The organism is Streptomyces sp. NBC_01244 (assembly GCF_035987325.1).
In the GTDB taxonomy this organism is placed as follows: Bacteria; Actinomycetota; Actinomycetes; order Streptomycetales; family Streptomycetaceae; genus Streptomyces.
On the sequence record NZ_CP108488.1, the window covers coordinates 2,534,661 to 2,550,529 of the forward strand.

The following is a 15,869-nucleotide window of genomic DNA, read 5'->3' on the forward strand; positions in this document are numbered from 1 at the left end:
GCCGGTCCGGTCACTCCGCCAGGCCCACGACCAGCCAGATCCCCGCCACCCCGCCCACGGTGCACATCAGGGTGGACAGCGCGGGGTGCTTGTGGTGGGCCTCGGGCAGGATCTCGGCGGCGGCCAGGTACAGCAGGACGCCGCCGAAGAAGCCGAGGTAGGCCCCGAGCGGTTCCTCCGGAAGGGTGAACAGCAGGGTGGACGCGGCGCCCACGACGGGGGCCGCCGCGTCCGCGAAGAGCATGAGCAGGGCCTTGCGGCGGGCGTTCCCGTACAGCCGGGTGAGGGTGTACGTGTTGAACCCGTCGGCGAAGTCATGGGTGATGACGGCCAGCGCCACGGCCACGCCCATCCCCCCGCCGACCTGGAACGCGGCGCCGAGGGCCACCCCGTCGGCGAGGCTGTGGCCGACCATGGCGGCCGCCGCCGTCAGGCCGACCTGGGGGACCCGTTCCCCGGGGTCGGGCTGCCCGTCGCCGTTCGTGGCCCCGTGGGAGGCCTGGCGGACGGCCAGGACCCGTTCCACGCAGTGCGCGGCGAGGAACCCGCCGACGAAGAGCAGCAGGGCGAGCGGGACTCCGAACAGTTCGTCGCCGGCCGCGTGCATGGCTTCCGGGAGCAGGTCGAGGCCCACGACGCCGAGCATCAGCCCGCCGGCCAGGCCCAGCACGAGGTGGCGGCGGTCGGTGACGCGCTGCGCCGTCCATCCGCCTGCCAGGGTCATCAGGAACGCGCCCAACGCCACGATCACGGCCATGTGCCCCTGCATACCGACTCCGCGCCGCCCGCGCACTTCCGCGCCGAGGTGGCGGAGCACGGATGGTTGACGGGCCGGCCGCACCCGAAGTCCCGGCGCACTGAGCCTTCGCGCACGCGTACGGCACCATGCACGAACACGCGCATGAACACGAGCGCGAACACGTGCGCGATCCGCACCACGAACACGACGACGGAGAACGGGTGAACCTGTTGGGCGAGTACGCGACGCAACTGGTCGTCGGGGTCGGTGGCCGCGCGGGCGTGTCCGTGGCGGAGGTGTGCGCGCTGGTGGAGGAGACCTTGCGCGGTGCCGGCCTGGCGTCGGAGTCGGTGACGGCCCTGGCCACCGTGGAGGGCAAGGTCCTGGAGGCGGGGATAGCGGGTGCGGCGGAACGTTTCGGCGTGCCCCTGCTGAGCTACCCCGCCGAGCGGCTCGCGGCGATCCCGGTACCGCACCCCTCGGACGCCGCCCGCGAGGCCGCCGGCACCGCGTCGGTGGCGGAGGCCGCCGCGCTCGCCGGGGGCGGGGAACTCCTCGTACCCAAGCGGCGGTCGGTGGCGGCCACCTGCGCCGTCGCCACGGCCCACACGCACGACCTGCGCCACCACGGGGACGCGGAGGTCTCGGACGGGGGTGCGGGGCTGGTCGACCTCGCGGTGAACGTACGGTCCCACACCCCGCCGCAGTGGCTGAAGGACCGGATCGCGGCTTCGCTCGACGTCCTGTCCGCGTACCCCGACGGCCGCGCCGCCCGTGCGGCCGTGGCCCTTCGCCACGGGCTGCCGGTCGAGCGGGTGCTGTTGACCGCGGGCGCCGCGGAGGCGTTCGTACTGATCGCGCGAGCGCTGGGCGCCGTCCGGCCCGTGGTGGTGCATCCGCAGTTCACCGAGCCGGAGGCGGCCCTGCGCGACGCGGGACACCGGGTGGAGCGGGTGGTGCTGCGGGCCGCGGACGACTTCCGGCTGGACCCGGCGGCGGTACCCGAGGAGGCCGACCTCGTGGTGGTCGGGAACCCGACCAACCCGACCTCGGTGCTGCACCCCGCGGCGACCCTGGCCGCGCTGGCCCGGCCCGGGCGGATCCTGGTGGTCGACGAGGCCTTCATGGACGCGGTCCCCGGCGAACGCGAGGCGCTGGCCGGGCGGACGGACGTACCGGGCCTGGTGGTGCTGCGGAGCCTGACCAAGACCTGGGGCCTGGCCGGACTGCGCATCGGTTACGTACTGGCCGAGCCCGGGGTGATCGCGAAGCTGGCGGCGGCGCAGCCGCTGTGGCCGGTGTCCACGCCGGCGCTGGTGGCGGCCGAGGCGTGCGTCTCCCCCGCGGCGCTGGCCGAGGCGGAGGCCGCGGCCCGGCAGATCGCGGTGGACCGCGAGCACCTGCTCGCGGGGCTCGCGGAGTTCGAGGAGATCTCGGTGGCCGGGACGGCGGCGGGGCCGTTCGTGCTGATCCGGGTGGAGGGCGCGGCGGAGATCCGCACCCGCCTGCGCGCGCTGGGCTTCGCCGTGCGCCGCGGCGACACCTTCCCGGGGCTGGACCGCTCCTGGCTGCGGCTGGCGGTCCGCGACCGCGCGACGACGGGCCGCCTCCTCCAGGCCCTCGACCTCGCCCTCGCCGGCACCCGGAGCTCGCGCTGAGCTCGCACCCGGCCACGCACCCGCCCGATCACCGGACCCATCACCCCAACGGCGCGTTTCCGCGGGTCGCGCATGGCAACGCCCGTGCCGGTGCGCGACCATTTCCGCAGGCGGCAACCATGCGACACCGGGGGGTACGGGGATGAAGACAGCCGGCAAGATAGGCGCGGCCGTGGCCGGGCTGGCCGTGGTGGGAGGCGCCGCCTACGGCGTGACGCACCTGGCCGGCCGGGACGGCGGCGCGTCAGCCGGACAGCGGCTGGGGGCGAAGCCGGGGGCGGCGGCGAGTCCGAGCCGCGAGGCCGCGGCCGGACCCACGGCGACGGCCACGGCATCGGCCGTCCCCGGAGGAAAGCCGTTCACCCTCGTCGGCACCGGCGACATCATCCCGTACCCGTCGATCATCCAGCGGGCCGCCGACGACGCCGCGGAGAAGGGCGGCTACGACTTCCGGAAGATACTCGCCGGGGTCAAGCCCATCGTCTCCGCCGCCGACCTGGCGATATGCCACCACGAGATACCGTACGGCCGGCCCGGCGGCCCCTACACCGGATACCCCCTCTTCAAGGCCCCGCACCAACTGGCCGACGCCCTCAAGGACACCGGCTACGACAGCTGCTCGACCGCCTCGAACCACACCCTGGACGACGGGTACGACGGCCTCGTCCGCGTCCTCGACCACCTCGACCGCGTCGGCATCCGCCACGTCGGCTCGGCCCGCGGCGCCGAGGAGGCCAAGGCTCCGGCCCTGCTCGAAGCCGGCGGGGCCAAGGTCGCGCAACTGGACTACACGTACGGGACGAACGGCATCCCGCTCCCCGACGGCAAGCCCTGGGCCGTGAACCTGATCGACCCGGCCCGGATCATCGCCGACGCCCGCGCCGCGCGCGCGGCCGGCGCGAACGTCGTCCTCCTCAGCGTCCACTGGGGCTCCGAGTGGCAGACCGCCCCGGACAAGCAGCAACTGGAGCTGGCCCGGACGCTGACCGCCTCGCGCGGGGCGGACGGCCTCCCCGACATCGACCTGATCCTCGGTACCCACAACCACGTGCCGCAGCCGTACGAGAAGGTCAACGGCACCTGGGTGGTGTACGGCATGGGCGACCAGGTGGCCAGCTTCTACGAGGCCGAGAAGGCCCGCGGCAACATGTCCTCGGTCCCCCGCTTCACCTTCGCCCCGGCGGCCGCGCATCCGGGCCGCTGGGAGGTGGTGAAGGCCGAGTACCTCACGCAGTTCTCGGACATGCGGCCGCCGTTCCGGGTCGTCTGCACATCCTGCGAGGCGGCCGCCTCCTCCGCCGACAGCACGTACGCCGCCGCCGACCGCGAGGTGACGAAGGCCGTGATGTCACGCGGCGCCGGGGAGCAGGGACTGACGCGCGCGACGGAGTAGGACGCGGCACGGCGGCGGGCGGTGCGGCGGCGGGCGGTGCGGCGGCGGGCGGTGCGGCGGCGGGCGGTGCGGGCCCGGTTCGGCCCGAAGGACCCGCCCCGGGCCGGCCCCGGCCTACGAGGCCCTGCCGCGCCGGGTCACGACCAGCGCGGCGGCGCCGAAGCCGAGCAGGAGCAGCGCACCGCCCGTCACGAACGGGGTGAGCGAGCCGCCTCCCGTCTCGGCGAGGCCGGCCTGGCTCCCGCCCGCGGTTCCCGTCTGGGGCTTGACGTCGGGCAGCTTCGAAGCACTGGCGCTGGGGGCGGGGGCTGCCGGGGACTGGCAGCGGGCCTCGGCGAGCACGATCTCCCCCTCGACCTGGGCGACGTTCAGGTCGAGCGGGTTCACCGACACCTTGAGCCGCAGCGCGGCCGCGGCGGCCGTGGTGGAGGTGGTCTCGGCGGCGGAGAGCTCCAGGCTCACCACGCCGACCTTGGGGACCTCGACCTTGGTGGGGCCGCCGGCCGAGAGGGTGACCTTCTTGCCCAGGACGGTCACGGTGCCCAGGACGTTGGAAGTGGCGACCGGCTTCTTGCCCGCCTCGCAGACGGCCTTGGAGCTGACCTTCTCCACCTGGATCAGGGACAGCAGGGGCAGGCCCGGTACGTGGACCCGGGCCTTGGCGAGGTTGGCCTCCGCCGCGGCGCGGCCGGAGTCGGCGGTGGCCTTGGAGGTGGCGACGTCGGCGCGCAGGATGCTCACCGGCCGCCCGCCCTCGACCCCGTCGAGGGTGACGGTCAGCGCGGTCTTCTCAGCGTCCGCCGGGGCGCTGACCTCGTTGAGGGTCGCCTTCAGCGGGACGTGCACGGTCTTGTTGAGCAGGCCCACGTCCAGCGTGGTGCGCAGGACGACGGCGCTCGCCTTGCCTTGAGCCGGGTGGGATCCGGTGGCGAAGGCGGGCGGGGCGGTAAGCAGGGCAACCGCTCCCGTGGCGACGAGCGCGGCCGCGGGCATGCGGAAGGTGTTGCTGTTCAAGGTGGTGGAACCCCCAGGGAGATGGGAGCCGTCGCGCCGCCAATGGGGGACATTGCGCGCGCCGACGGCCTCGACCCCGGAATCTTTACGCACTGAGAGTGAACAGGGGTGAACCCGGCGTGAGTTCACCCCAAAGGGTGGTTTCCAGGCATAGGTTCGAATAGACACGCCCCAACCGGAACGGGAGTTCCCTCCCGTCCCGGGAAACCCGGCCGCCGGGACCCCCACCGGGCATGCACAACGACCGCGCGGCCACCGACGTCACGCCACGTCAACTCCCGTACGCCTGCGCTCCTGCGACCCCAGGCCCCCGCGGCCCCACGCCGCGCGCCCCTGCGGCCCTCAGGCCACCACCCTGCCGTTCACCACCACCCGCAGCGGCTGCGCCAGCGCCCGTACGTCGGCCCGCGGATCGGCCTCGTAGACCACCAGGTCGGCCGGCGCGCCCTCGGTCAGGCCGGGCCTGCCGAGCCACTCGCGCGCGCCCCAGGCCGTCGCCGAGAGGGCCTCCAGCGGCGGGATCCCGGCCTTGACGAGCTCGCCGACCTCGGCCGCCACCAGGCCGTGCGGCAGGGAACCCCCCGCGTCCGTGCCGACGTAGACCCCGATGCCCGCGTCGTAGGCGGAGCGGACGGTGTCGTAGCGGCGCTCGTGCAGCCTGCGCATGTGCGCCGACCACCGCGGGAACTTGGCCTCGCCGCCCGCGGCCATCTTCGGGAACGTCGCGATGTTCACGAGGGTCGGGACGATGGCCACCCCGCGCTCCGCGAACAGCGGGATGGTGTCCTCGGTCAGCCCCGTGGCGTGCTCGACGCAGTCGATGCCCGCCTCGACGAGGTCGCGCAGGGAGTCTTCGGCGAAGCAGTGCGCGGTGACGCGCGCCCCGAGCCGGTGGGCCTCGGCGATGGCGGCCTCGACCTCGGCGCGCGGCCAGCAGGCGGCCAGGTCCCCGGCCTCGCGGTCGATCCAGTCGCCGACCAGTTTGACCCAGCCGTCGCCGCGCCGGGCCTCGCGGCCGACGTACTCGACGAGGTCGGCGGGCTCGATCTCGTGGGCGAAGTTGCGGATGTAGCGGCGGGTGCGGGCGATGTGCCGGCCCGCCCGGATGATCTTCGGCAGGTCCTCGCGGCCGTCGATCCAGCGGGTGTCGGACGGGGATCCGGCATCGCGGATGAGGAGGGTGCCGGCGTCCCGGTCGGCCAGGGCCTGCCGTTCGGCGGTGTCCGCGTCCACCGGCCCGTGGGCGTCGAGCCCCACGTGGCAGTGCGCGTCGACCAGTCCGGGCAGCACCCACCCGGTGACCTCGGTGACCTCCCCGGCGCCGCGCGGACGCTCGTAGGAGATCCGGCCGCCCACCACCCAGAGCTCGTCGCGGACCTCCTCGGGTCCGACCAGTACCCGCCCCTTGACGTGCAGCGGCCCCGAACTCGCGCTGTCACCCTTGACCTCGTCGCTCATGGCGGCACTCTATGCGCGGGCTCGGTAGGCTCTCCAGGTCGGTCCGGACCTTTCCGGACGAACGCCCCGGGACCGCATGGGCGGTCCGCCCCGGGAGAACGACCCCGGACCGAGAGAACGAAGAGAGCGGCGCCGTGACCCACCCCCTCCTGGACCTTCCGCCCCTGACCGCCGCGCGCTTCGCGTCGATCGAGCGGGGGGTCGCGGAGCTGCTCGGGACCCGGGCCGACGTGGTGATCACCCAGGGCGAGGCCCTGCTGCCGCTGGAGGGGTGCATCCGGTCGGGCGCGCGACCCGGTTCGACCGCGCTGAACGTGGTGACCGGCCCCTACGGGACCACCTTCGGCAACTGGCTGCGCGACTGCGGGGCGAGCGTCGTGGACCTGGAGGTCCCCTTCGACACGGCCGTGTCCGCCGCCCAGGTGGACCGGGCCCTGTCGGAGCGCCCGGAGATCGACTTCGTCTCCCTGGTCCACGCGGAGGCGGCCACCGGGAACACCAACCCGGTGGCGGAGATCGGCGAGGCCGTACGGGCCCACGGGGCGCTGTTCATGCTGGACGCGGTGGCCTCGGTGGGCGCGGAGCCGCTGCTGCCGGACGCGTGGGGCGTGGACCTGTGCGTGATCGGCGCGCAGAAGGCGATGGGCGGACCGGCGGGCGTCTCCGCCGTGTCGGTCTCCGACCGCGCCTGGGCCCGCTTCGCGGAGAACCCCTCGGCGCCGCGCCGCTCCTACCTCTCCCTGCTGGACTGGAAGGAGCGCTGGATCGACGGCGGGCGCAAGGCCTTGCCGCACGCGCCGGCGCAGCTGGAGATGCTGGCGCTGGAGGCCTGCCTGGACCGCATCGCGGCCGAGGGCCTGCCGGCGGTGACGGCCCGTCACTCGGCCGCGGCCGCGGCGACCCGCGCGGGCGCCGTGGCGCTGGGCATCGCCCCGTACGTCGGCCGGGAGGCCGCGGCGGCCCCGGTGGCCACCACCCTGCGGGTCCCGGAGGCCTCCCTGGTGGTGGCGAAGGCCCTGGCGGCGGATCCGGCGGCCCCCCTCGCGGCGGGCGGCGGCGCGCCGGCCGGGGAAATGGTCCGGGTCAACCACTACGGCACGGCGGCCTCCCCGGACGCCGTCGGCGCCGGCCTGACGGCCCTGGCCGCGGCGCTGTCCCTGGACCCGGCCGGTGCCCTCGCGGCGGCGGGCTCGGCCTGGTCGGCGGCCCTGCCCTCAGCCTGAGCCGGACGGACGGCCACCGCCCGCCCACCCGTCCTCCCTCCCGTCCGTCGGTCCGTCCGTCCGTCGGTCCGTCAGGGATCACCCGTCCGGGATCAGCCCTCCAGGAGGTTCAGCAGCCGGTCCACGTCCGCCTCGGTGTTGTAGAGGTGGAAGGAGGCCCGCAGGGTTCCCGCGCGGGCGGACGTGGAGATGCCCGCGGCGAGCAGGGCGCCCTGACGGCCGGCCAGGCCCGGCACCGAGACGATCGGGGATCGGCCCGGGACGGGCTCGTGGCCCAGGCGGGCGAGGCCGGCGCGGTAGCGGGTGGCCAGGGCGGTGTCGTGGGCGTGGACGGCGTCGATGCCGATCCGCTCCAGCAGGGCCAGCGAGGGCTCGGCGGCGTGGTAGGCCAGGAAGGCCGGGGACTCGTCGAAGCGCCGGGCTCCGTGGGCCAGTTCCCGCAGCGGGCCGTAGATGGCGTCCCACATGTCGGCGAGCGCCACCCAGCCGGCGTGCAGCGGGGTCAGGGAGTCCTGCGCCTCCTCCGAGACCGTCAGGTAGGAGACCCCGCGCGAGGCGAGCAGCCACTTGTACCCGGCGGTGACCGTGTAGTCGTAGGGGCTCGCGTCGAAGGGCAGCCAGCCCGCCGCCTGGGAGGCGTCGACCAGCATCCGCGCCCCGTGCGCGGCGCTCGCGGCGCGGACGGCCTCCAGGTCCGCCGTACGCCCGTCGGCGGACTGTACGGCGCTCAGCGCGACCAGTGCGGTGTCCGGGCCCACGGCTTCGGCGAGGGACTCCAGCGGGGCGAAGCGGACCTTGAGGTCGTCGCGGACCACGAAGGGGTTGATGACCGAGGCGAACTCCCCCTCGGGGCACAGGACTTCGGATCCGGCCGGGAGGGAGGCGGAGACCAGGCCGACGTGGGTGGAGACGGCCGAGCCGACGGCCACGCGGTCCGCACGGACTCCGACGAGGCGGGCGAACGACGCGTGGACCCGTTCGACGCGGCCGAAGTCGCCGAAGCCTTCCGGGAGTCCGTCCCCCGCCGCCTCCGCGAGCCGCCGCACCTCGGCGACGGCGGCTCGCGGGAGGATCCCGTAGTTGGCGGTGTTGAGATAGGTGATGGAGTGCGCGAACTCGTCGCGGACGGTCCCGGGCGCAGAGAGGTCCATGCCCTTCACTCTGCGCCAGGACCATCACAAAGTCCATTGACGAGTTCCACGCTCTACACCAAAGGATTACTTATGACCACGCCCTACGGGCGCGGCACCGCGCACGCGCCGTCGGGCTCGCACGCCTCGCCCTCGGGGGCGGCGGTCGCGAGGACCTCGCGACCGGCCCAGGCCTGCTCCAGCGCCTGCGTGAACACCTCGGCGGGCTGACCCCCGGAGATCCCGAGCCTGCGGTCGAGCACGAAGAACGGTACGGCGTTCGCGCCCAGCTCGGACGCTTCGCGCTCGTCGGCCCGCACCTCGGCGGCGTACGCGGACCCGTCCGCCAGCACCGAGCGGGTCTCCGCCTCGTCCAGTCCGGCCTCGACCGCGAGGGCGACCAGCACCTCGGGGTCGAAGACGGAGCGCTCCTCGCCGAAGTTGGCGCGGTAGGCGAGGTCGAGCAGCTCCTCCTGACGGCCGCGGTCGGCGGCCAGGTGCAGCAGGCGGTGGATGTCGAAGGTGTTGCCGTGGTCACGGCCCTCGGTGCGGTACGTCAGCCCCTCGGCGCGGGCGCTCGCGGCGACGTGCTCCTCCATGCCGCGGGCCTCGTCGAGGGTGCGGCCGTACTTCTTGGCCAGCATCTCCACGACCGGCGCCACCTGGCCCTTGGGGCCGTTCGGGTCGAGCTCGAAGGAGCGGTAGACCACCTCGACCTCCTCGCGGTGTGCGAAGCCGGCCAGCCCCTTGGCGAACCGGGCCTTGCCTATGTAGCACCACGGGCAGGCGATGTCGCTCCAGATCTCGACGCGCATGTTCCTTCTTCCCTCCACGGAATCAACTGTTCCGTGTTCAACCATCTGCGCCCGCGTCTCATTCCCCGGACGGGTCCTCCACCGTGAGCCACAGGATGCGGTGGGAGCCCGCGGCCCGGGCGCCGACGGGGTCCGGGAGCCAGCCACGGGTGGCGTAGAAGGCCTGGGCGCGGAGGTTGTGCTCGTAGACCTCCAGGCGGACCCTGCGGACGCCCGCGCGGCGCCAGGTGTCGAGGCAGGCGGCGTGCAGGGCCGCCCCGGTGCCGCGGCGCCAGTGGACGGGGTCCACGTGCAGCTGGGTGAGGGTGGTCTCGCCGTCGGCGGTGCGGAAGGCCGCCACCCCGGTGAGCTCGCCGCCGCTCTCGGCGCAGAGCACCCCGCCGTCGGCCGTGGACCGGGCCACCGCACGGGACCAGCCCTCGCGGGTCCGCGCCAGTTCGGCGGCGCCGCCGTAGGTCTCCTCGGGTACCCGGCCCCGGTAGTAGGTGGCGCGGGCCCGGGTGTGGAGGGCGGCGATGGCGTCGAGGTCTTCGGGCTGCGCGGTCCTGATCACGGGATGGAGAACGCGCCGGGAATCCTGCCGGTTCCCGGCGCGCTCCACGGGCTACTTCTTCAGCCAGGCCTTCATCATCTTCTGCGCCACCGGGGCGGCCAGCTTGCCGCCGCCGATCTCGGAGCGGTCCGTGTCCGAGTTCTCGATCACGACGGTGACCGCGATCTGCTTGCCGTTCGTCTTTCCATACGTGGTGTACCAGGCCAGCGGCGGCAGGCTGTTGTTCACGCCGCGCTGAGCGGTACCGGTCTTGGCTCCCGACTCGACGCCCGGGATCTGGACGTTCTTGCCGCCGCCTTCGGTGGCGACCGTCCGCATGGCGTCCTGGAGCATCGAGGCGGTCTTCCCGCTCATCACCTGCGCGGACTTCGGGTCCTTGAAGCTCTCCAGCACGTTGCCGTTGGAGTCGGTGACCTCGGAGACCTCGTGCGGGGAGACCAGCTTGCCGCCGTTCTCGATCGCGGCCGTCACCATCGCCATCTGCAGCGGGGTGGCCTGGACGTCGAACTGGCCGATACCGGTCTGCGCGACCTGGTCGACCGACATCTTCTTCGTCGGGTACTTACTGGACGGGCTGGTCCAGACGGGGGTCTTCTGCACCACGTTGAAGCCGAGCTTCTCCGCCATGGCGCGCATCTTGTCCTGGCCGAGCTTGTGGGCGAACTCCGCGTAGACGTTGTTGCAGGACAGCTTCAGCGCGGTCCGGGGGGAAACGTTGTTGCAGAGCGAGTCGTCCACCTCGCTGCGCAGCTTGGTCCGCGTCCCGGGGATCGTGTAGTCGCCGGGGATCCCGGTCGGCGTGTCGATGTTCGTGACCAGACCGTTCTCGATGGCCGCGGCGAGGGTGACCAGCTTGAAGGTGGAGCCCGGCGCCTGCGGCTTGCGCAGGGCGGTGTTCTCCATCGCCTTGCCCTGGTCGGCGCTGAGCGCCGACCAGGCCTTCTGCTCCGCCTCGCCCGCGCCGGAGATGCTGCCGGGGTCGAAGGACGGGTTGTTCACGACGGCCAGGATCTCGCCCGTCGCCGGGTCGATCGCCACGGCCGAGCCCTGCTTGCCCTGGAGCGCGTCGTAGCCGGCCTTCTGGACGTCCTTGTCGATCGTGGTGAGGACGTTGCCCGGGGCGGCCCGCTTGTTGGTGAGCGTGTCCATGATCGTCTTGAGCCGGTTGTCGGTGCCGTTGAGGATGTTCTTGTAGACGCCCTCCAGCATGCTCGACCCGAAGGCCTGGGAGCTGTAGCCGGTGATGGGCGCGTACAGCGGGCCGTCCGTATAGGTCCGCTTGTACCGGAAGTCCTTGCCGCCGGTGTCCTGGGAACCGGTGATCGCCTCACCGCCCACGATGATGTTCCCCAACGGGTTCTCGTACTTCCCGATGAGGTTGCGCCGGTTGTTGGTGTCGTCTGCGAGGGCCTGGCCTTGATATGCCTGCACCCAGGTGACCCGCACCAAAAGGGCCAGCACCAGAAGCAGACAGAAGACCGACGCACGCCTGATCGTCTTGTTCATCCCCCAGAAGGACGTCCCGGCCGCCCCAGCCGTTCCGCTCTGCCCCGATTGTGGCGGAGTTCTCAGCCTTTCTTCATGAGGAAGCCCCCCTCGTACGCCGCGATGACCGCCTGGGTGCGGTCCCGGGACCCGGTCTTGGCCAGGACCGCGGCCACGTGCGTCTTGACCGTCTGCGGGCCGACCCCGAGCCGCTCGCTCACCTCGTGGTTGGAGAGCCCGGTGGCCATCAGCCGCAGTACGTCGGCCTCCCGGTCCGTGAGCCGGGCGACCCAGGGCGCGGCGGCCGGGACCGCCCCGGGCCCGGTGTGGGCGGCGGCCAGGGAGCGGACCGCCGCCGGGAAGAGCAGCGAGTCCCCTCGGGCCACGAGCCGGACCGCGGCGGTCAGCTCGTCGGGATCGGCCCGCTTGAGGAGGAACCCGGCGGCTCCCGCGCGCAGCGCCTCGTACACGTAGGCGTCGTTCTCGAAGGTGGTGACCACCACGATCCGGGGCGGCTCCGCCATGGTGGCGAGGATCCGCTCGGTGGCCCGGATGCCGTCGATCTCCGGCATCCGCACGTCCATCAGCACCACGTCGGGGGCGAGCGCCCGGACCACGGCAACGGCCTCTGCTCCCGTGGCCGCCTCCCCGACGACCTCCAGGTCGGGCTCGGCGTCGAGGATGACCCGCAGGGCGGTACGGACCATCCGCTCGTCGTCGGCCACGACCAGGCGCAGCGGCGGGCGGGGCGCCGGGGATGCCACCGGGGCCGCGGGCGGAGTCGCCTCCCGGGTCGCGGGCGCGGCCGGCTCCGCAGCCGCGGTCCCGGACACGACCGGGGACGGGGCCCCGGGCGGCAGCTGCGGCTGCGGCTGCGGCGAAGGAGGCCTCATCGGGCTGCCTCGCCCAGCGGGAGGACCGCCCGCAGCCGCCACCGGCCTTCGTGCGGCCCGGCCTCGACCCGCCCGCCGAGCAGCGCGGCCCGCTCGGCGGCGCCGTGCAGCCCCCGGCCCCCGGTGGCCCGGGCCCGCGGAGCGGCCTCGGCCGCCGCCGCCGCCGCCGGATCGTTCGTCATGATGATCTCCAGTTCCTCGTGCCCACCGCGCTCCTCATGCCCACCGCGCTCCTCGTACCCGCCGTGTTCCTCATGCCCACCTGCTTCCCCCTGTCCGCCGGATCGCCCCCGCCCGCCGGACTTCCCCTGCCCACCGGGTTCCCCGTGTCCGCCGCGCACCCGTACGCGGATCCGCAGGTCGACCGGGCCCGTCCCGTGCCGCAGTGCGTTGCTCAGCCCCTCCTGCACGATCCGGTACGCCTCGCGGGAGGCGATCGCCGGAAGCCACCCCCAGTCACCGGCCGGTCCCGGGTCCTGGCGGGCGGCGATCGGGGTGCCGGATGCCCGGCTGCGGGCCAGCAGCCCGTCGAGGTCTGCGTCGAGCGTCGGAGCGGCGGGCAGCCCGGGGCCTCCGGCGCCCGCTCCGTCGCCCTCGCGCAGCAGGCCGAGAACGGCGTCCAGCTCCCCCACCGTGCGCCGGGTGGTGTCCTCGATCGCGGCCAGCGCCTCCCGGACGAAGCCGGGGTCGCTGTCGAGCACCCGCCGGGCGGCGCTCGCCTGGAGGGTGACCGCGCTCAGGGCGTGTCCGACGGCGTCGTGCAGCTCCCGCGCGAGCCGGTTGCGGACCGCCAGGTCCGCGGCGCGCTCCTCGGCGGCCGCCAGCCGGTCCGCCGCCGTCGGCCCGAGCAGTACGGGCGCCAGCCGCGCCAGCACCGCCCCCGCCGCGGCGGCGCACAGCACGAGCCCGGCCAGCAGCCCGATCCCGAGCAAGGGGGCCACGTACGGCTCGGCGCCCGTACTGAACCAGCCGAGCCCGAGCGGCATTTCCCGTAGCGCGCTCACGAACGGCACGGCAATCATCGCCACCCCCCAGGGCGGTACCGCGAGGCTCAGCGCACTGACCAGTGCACCGACCCCCAGGTGCAGGGTCCACCAGGCGGCAGTCCGCCCCCGGGCCGCCCAGCTCCGGGCCGGTCCCTCGGCCAGCCGCTCCCCCGCCACCCCGCACAGGGACCGGACCGCGGCCACCGACATCGGCCTGACCAGCGGGGCCATCGCGGTCATGGCGATCAGGGGCAGGGCCGCCGCGTAGGCGGCGAGGGCCAGGGGGAGGGAACCGAGGACGTTGCTGCGGCCGGCCGCCATACCGACCCCCACCTGTGTCAGCAGGAAGTACGGCATCAACAGGGCTCCGCCGAGGATCAGATGGACCCACCTCAGATGAACCCGGCTCGAAGCCACCTGCCTCAGGAGCCTCCGGCGCGGCCGTATCCGCGCCCCCGGTCGCCGCTCCACCCCTGCCCCCTTCAGCCCGCTCGGCGGCCGGCCAGGAACCGTCCCATGACGGCCGTTGCGAGGATGGCGGTGATCACTTGGCCAGCGTAGATCAAGTAGGTCGCCGCGGTGGTCCGTTCGTCCGGGCCGGGGTCCCCGCCCGTGAAGGCGATCAGCATCCACATCCCCCAGCACAGGGTCGCCGCCGACCCGGTCCACGCCACGGCCAGCGGCCACCTGGCCCGCCTGACCCCGCCTCTGGCGAGCAGTACCGCCCCCGCCCCGGCGGTCAGCGCGCATATCCCGTGGACCGCGGTGCCCACGGCGGTGTCCGAGGAGTACTGCGCGATCTGCGACGCGTTCTGTCCGGCCGTGCCGCCGAAGGCCCAGTAGAAGTGCGCCCCAGCGACCACCACGGCCAGCGCCGCCGCGGCTCCCGCCACCACCCCCGTGGGTGACGGAAGCCGCGCTCCGAGAGGGCCTTGCCAGCGCCGGCCCCAGCGCTCCCGCGCATAGGGCACGAACAGACCCGCCAGGGCTATCGCCTGGAGGATGAAGCCCGAATAGACGACCTGGAACACCCAGTCATCGAGGAAGGGCTGATTGGCCGCCTGCTTGGCCGTGTCCGGTCCCAGCCCCATTCCCCTCAGGAGGAGTTGGCCGGGGAACCCGAGCACGATGGGTGTGAGCAGGCCGGTGGCGACGAAGGTCGGGACAGTCAGCAGCCAGGACGGCACCCGCTTGCCCCAGGGCCTGGTGAGCACCAGCACGAGCGCGATCACGCTGGCGTCCATGAGCACCGTGACGGCATTCGCCACGGTGAGGAACAACCGGGGTTCCAGCAGCACGCTGCCCGCGGGTATTCCGATGTGGCTCCCGGCCAGCCAGGCGATCTTCAGCGTCAGGTACGGGAGGGTGGCCGCGATGGCCACCGCGGTCAGGATCCCGCGCCAGGCCCCCAGCCGGGGGGAGGAGGGCTGTGCTGCGTCGTGCGTCGGTCGTGGTGACCGCGGCGTGTGAACGGCTCGTGTGGTCATGACTCAACGGTCCCGCGTCCGCGCCCCCGCCACCTCCCCCTTGAAGGGGAACCGCCTCCCCCACCCGGGGGAGGAACCAGGCCGTCCGCCGCACCACCCGCGGCTACATCCGCCGCGTCACCACCGACAGCCGGTCGCGCGCCGCGAACAGCGCCGCCTTGATGCCCCGTTCGTGCCCCGGCGTCAGCCGCGCCACCGGCACCGAACAGCTCACCGCGTCCCGCGCCGGGGTCCGGTACGGCACCGCCACCCCGAAGCAGCGCAGTCCGAGCGTGTTCTCCTCCCGGTCCACCGCGTACCCCTGCTCCCGCACCAGTGCCAGGTCCTCGATGAGCCGCTCCCGGTCGGTGATGGTGTGCTCGGTGACGGCTTCGAGCCGCCGCGGCAGCAGTGCGCGTACCTCTTCGTCCGTGTGCGTGGCCAGCAGCGCCTTGCCGAGCGCCGTCGAGTGCACCGGCAGCCGCCGCCCGACGCGGGTGAAGGGCCGCAGGTAGTGCTGGGACTGCCGGGTCGCCAGGTAGACCACGCTCGTCCCGTCCAGCCGGGCCAGGTGGATCGTCTCCGTCGTGTCGTCGGAGAGCCGGTCCAGGGTGGGCCGCGCCGCCGCGACCACCTCGTCCCCGTCGATGTACGAGCTGCCGACGAGCAGCGCCCGCACGCCGATGCCGTACCGCGTGCCCGTCGCGTCCGTCTCCACCCAGCCCAGGTTCACCAGGGTGCGCAGCAGCATGTACAGGCTGGATTTGGGAAGGGAGAGATCGCTCTGGATGTCGGCCAGGCTGTGCAGCCCCGGCCGGGAAGCGAAGTGTTCCAGCAACTGGACCGTGCGTACCGCCGACTTGACGGCCGCCGGCGCTCCCGAGCCCCCCGACTCAGCTGTGGTGGTCATCCGCCTTCGTGCCCCTCTGTCTCTTGCTGTCTCTTGTCAACCCGGAAGACACGGAAATAGAGTCCACGGTGGATGTGATCATTCATCCAACGGAACAGCGTTCACAATACTGAACGCATCCGCGCGGGTCAGCGTAGATCCAGGAG

General features: G+C 73.6%; 14 protein-coding genes. 3 read left to right on the forward strand and 11 right to left on the reverse strand.

Going from position 1 to position 15,869, the window contains the following annotated elements; all coding sequences use genetic code 11:
* Window positions 1–10: 10 nt before the first annotated feature.
* Complete coding sequence (locus OG247_RS11170; protein WP_327252088.1) at window positions 11–757, reverse strand: ZIP family metal transporter; 747 nt, start codon at window positions 755–757, stop codon at window positions 11–13.
* A 128-nt stretch (window positions 758–885) separates the two neighbouring features.
* Here OG247_RS11170 and cobC point away from each other — a divergent pair, with 128 nt between their 5' ends.
* Together cobC and OG247_RS11180 are read left to right on the forward strand one after the other, a co-directional pair.
* Window positions 886–2,397 (forward strand): Rv2231c family pyridoxal phosphate-dependent protein CobC, encoded by a 1,512-nt coding sequence (gene cobC / locus OG247_RS11175; RefSeq protein WP_327252089.1) that lies wholly within the window; start codon window positions 886–888, stop codon window positions 2,395–2,397.
* A 142-nt stretch (window positions 2,398–2,539) separates the two neighbouring features.
* Complete coding sequence (locus OG247_RS11180; protein ID WP_327252090.1) at window positions 2,540–3,790, forward strand: CapA family protein; 1,251 nt, start codon at window positions 2,540–2,542, stop codon at window positions 3,788–3,790.
* A 114-nt stretch (window positions 3,791–3,904) separates the two neighbouring features.
* On the opposite strand, the gene OG247_RS11185 is transcribed toward OG247_RS11180, so the two are convergent.
* Both OG247_RS11185 and OG247_RS11190 read right to left on the reverse strand, forming a co-directional pair.
* A complete protein-coding gene (locus OG247_RS11185; RefSeq protein WP_327252091.1) occupies window positions 3,905–4,804 on the reverse strand; it encodes an SCO1860 family LAETG-anchored protein in 900 nt (299 codons plus the stop codon).
* A gap of 342 nt (window positions 4,805–5,146) precedes the next feature.
* Window positions 5,147–6,262 carry an amidohydrolase family protein gene (locus OG247_RS11190; RefSeq protein ID WP_327252092.1) on the reverse strand — a complete coding sequence of 372 codons (1,116 nt, stop codon included), beginning with the start codon at window positions 6,260–6,262 and terminating at the stop codon, window positions 5,147–5,149.
* A gap of 134 nt (window positions 6,263–6,396) precedes the next feature.
* On the opposite strand from OG247_RS11190, the gene OG247_RS11195 reads away from it, so the two are divergent.
* Window positions 6,397–7,485: a pyridoxal-phosphate-dependent aminotransferase family protein gene (locus OG247_RS11195; protein WP_327252093.1), complete on the forward strand. Its 1,089-nt coding sequence runs from the start codon at window positions 6,397–6,399 to the stop codon at window positions 7,483–7,485.
* Window positions 7,486–7,577: 92 nt separating this feature from the next.
* Here OG247_RS11195 and OG247_RS11200 read toward each other — a convergent pair whose 3' ends face one another.
* From OG247_RS11200 to OG247_RS11235, 8 genes are all read right to left on the reverse strand, one after another.
* Window positions 7,578–8,636, reverse strand: a complete 1,059-nt coding sequence (locus OG247_RS11200; protein WP_327252094.1) for an aminotransferase class V-fold PLP-dependent enzyme — start codon at window positions 8,634–8,636, stop codon at window positions 7,578–7,580.
* 83 nt (window positions 8,637–8,719) lie between these two features.
* On the reverse strand, window positions 8,720–9,430 hold the full coding sequence (locus OG247_RS11205; RefSeq protein ID WP_327252095.1) for a DsbA family oxidoreductase: 711 nt from the start codon (window positions 9,428–9,430) through the stop codon (window positions 8,720–8,722).
* Window positions 9,431–9,488: 58 nt separating this feature from the next.
* Window positions 9,489–9,983: a GNAT family N-acetyltransferase gene (locus OG247_RS11210; RefSeq protein WP_327252096.1), complete on the reverse strand. Its 495-nt coding sequence runs from the start codon at window positions 9,981–9,983 to the stop codon at window positions 9,489–9,491.
* A 51-nt stretch (window positions 9,984–10,034) separates the two neighbouring features.
* Window positions 10,035–11,489, reverse strand: a complete 1,455-nt coding sequence (locus OG247_RS11215) for a penicillin-binding transpeptidase domain-containing protein (protein WP_327252097.1) — start codon at window positions 11,487–11,489, stop codon at window positions 10,035–10,037.
* A 62-nt stretch (window positions 11,490–11,551) separates the two neighbouring features.
* The gene (locus OG247_RS11220) at window positions 11,552–12,361 is read right to left on the reverse strand and encodes a response regulator transcription factor (protein WP_327252098.1); all 810 of its coding nucleotides are present in this window, start codon (window positions 12,359–12,361) and stop codon (window positions 11,552–11,554) included.
* Complete coding sequence (locus OG247_RS11225; protein WP_327252099.1) at window positions 12,358–13,704, reverse strand: sensor histidine kinase; 1,347 nt, start codon at window positions 13,702–13,704, stop codon at window positions 12,358–12,360. Before OG247_RS11225 ends, OG247_RS11220 begins: the two co-directional genes overlap by 4 nt.
* A 125-nt stretch (window positions 13,705–13,829) precedes the next feature.
* Entirely contained in the window at window positions 13,830–14,834 is a 1,005-nt protein-coding gene (locus tag OG247_RS11230) for a hypothetical protein (protein WP_327252100.1), read from the reverse strand.
* A 103-nt stretch (window positions 14,835–14,937) separates the two neighbouring features.
* Window positions 14,938–15,723, reverse strand: coding sequence for an IclR family transcriptional regulator (locus OG247_RS11235; RefSeq protein WP_327252101.1), 786 nt, complete (start codon window positions 15,721–15,723; stop codon window positions 14,938–14,940).
* Between the last annotated feature and the right edge of the window lie 146 nt (window positions 15,724–15,869).

What these genes read in the sequence shown, in the direction of transcription:
- OG247_RS11220 (WP_327252098.1), bottom strand. Translation starts at nt 12,361, where the DNA reads ATGAGGCCTCCTTCGCCGCAGCCGCAGCCGCAGCTGCCGCCCGGGGCC.
- OG247_RS11180 (WP_327252090.1), top strand. Translation starts at nt 2,540, where the DNA reads ATGAAGACAGCCGGCAAGATAGGCGCGGCCGTGGCCGGGCTGGCCGTG.
- OG247_RS11225 (WP_327252099.1), bottom strand. Translation starts at nt 13,704, where the DNA reads ATGCCGTACTTCCTGCTGACACAGGTGGGGGTCGGTATGGCGGCCGGC.
- OG247_RS11230 (WP_327252100.1), bottom strand. Translation starts at nt 14,834, where the DNA reads ATGACCACACGAGCCGTTCACACGCCGCGGTCACCACGACCGACGCAC.
- OG247_RS11190 (WP_327252092.1), bottom strand. Translation starts at nt 6,262, where the DNA reads ATGAGCGACGAGGTCAAGGGTGACAGCGCGAGTTCGGGGCCGCTGCAC.
- OG247_RS11205 (WP_327252095.1), bottom strand. Translation starts at nt 9,430, where the DNA reads ATGCGCGTCGAGATCTGGAGCGACATCGCCTGCCCGTGGTGCTACATA.
- OG247_RS11170 (WP_327252088.1), bottom strand. Translation starts at nt 757, where the DNA reads ATGGCCGTGATCGTGGCGTTGGGCGCGTTCCTGATGACCCTGGCAGGC.
- OG247_RS11235 (WP_327252101.1), bottom strand. Translation starts at nt 15,723, where the DNA reads ATGACCACCACAGCTGAGTCGGGGGGCTCGGGAGCGCCGGCGGCCGTC.
- cobC (WP_327252089.1), top strand. Translation starts at nt 886, where the DNA reads ATGCACGAACACGCGCATGAACACGAGCGCGAACACGTGCGCGATCCG.
- OG247_RS11215 (WP_327252097.1), bottom strand. Translation starts at nt 11,489, where the DNA reads ATGAACAAGACGATCAGGCGTGCGTCGGTCTTCTGTCTGCTTCTGGTG.
- OG247_RS11200 (WP_327252094.1), bottom strand. Translation starts at nt 8,636, where the DNA reads ATGGACCTCTCTGCGCCCGGGACCGTCCGCGACGAGTTCGCGCACTCC.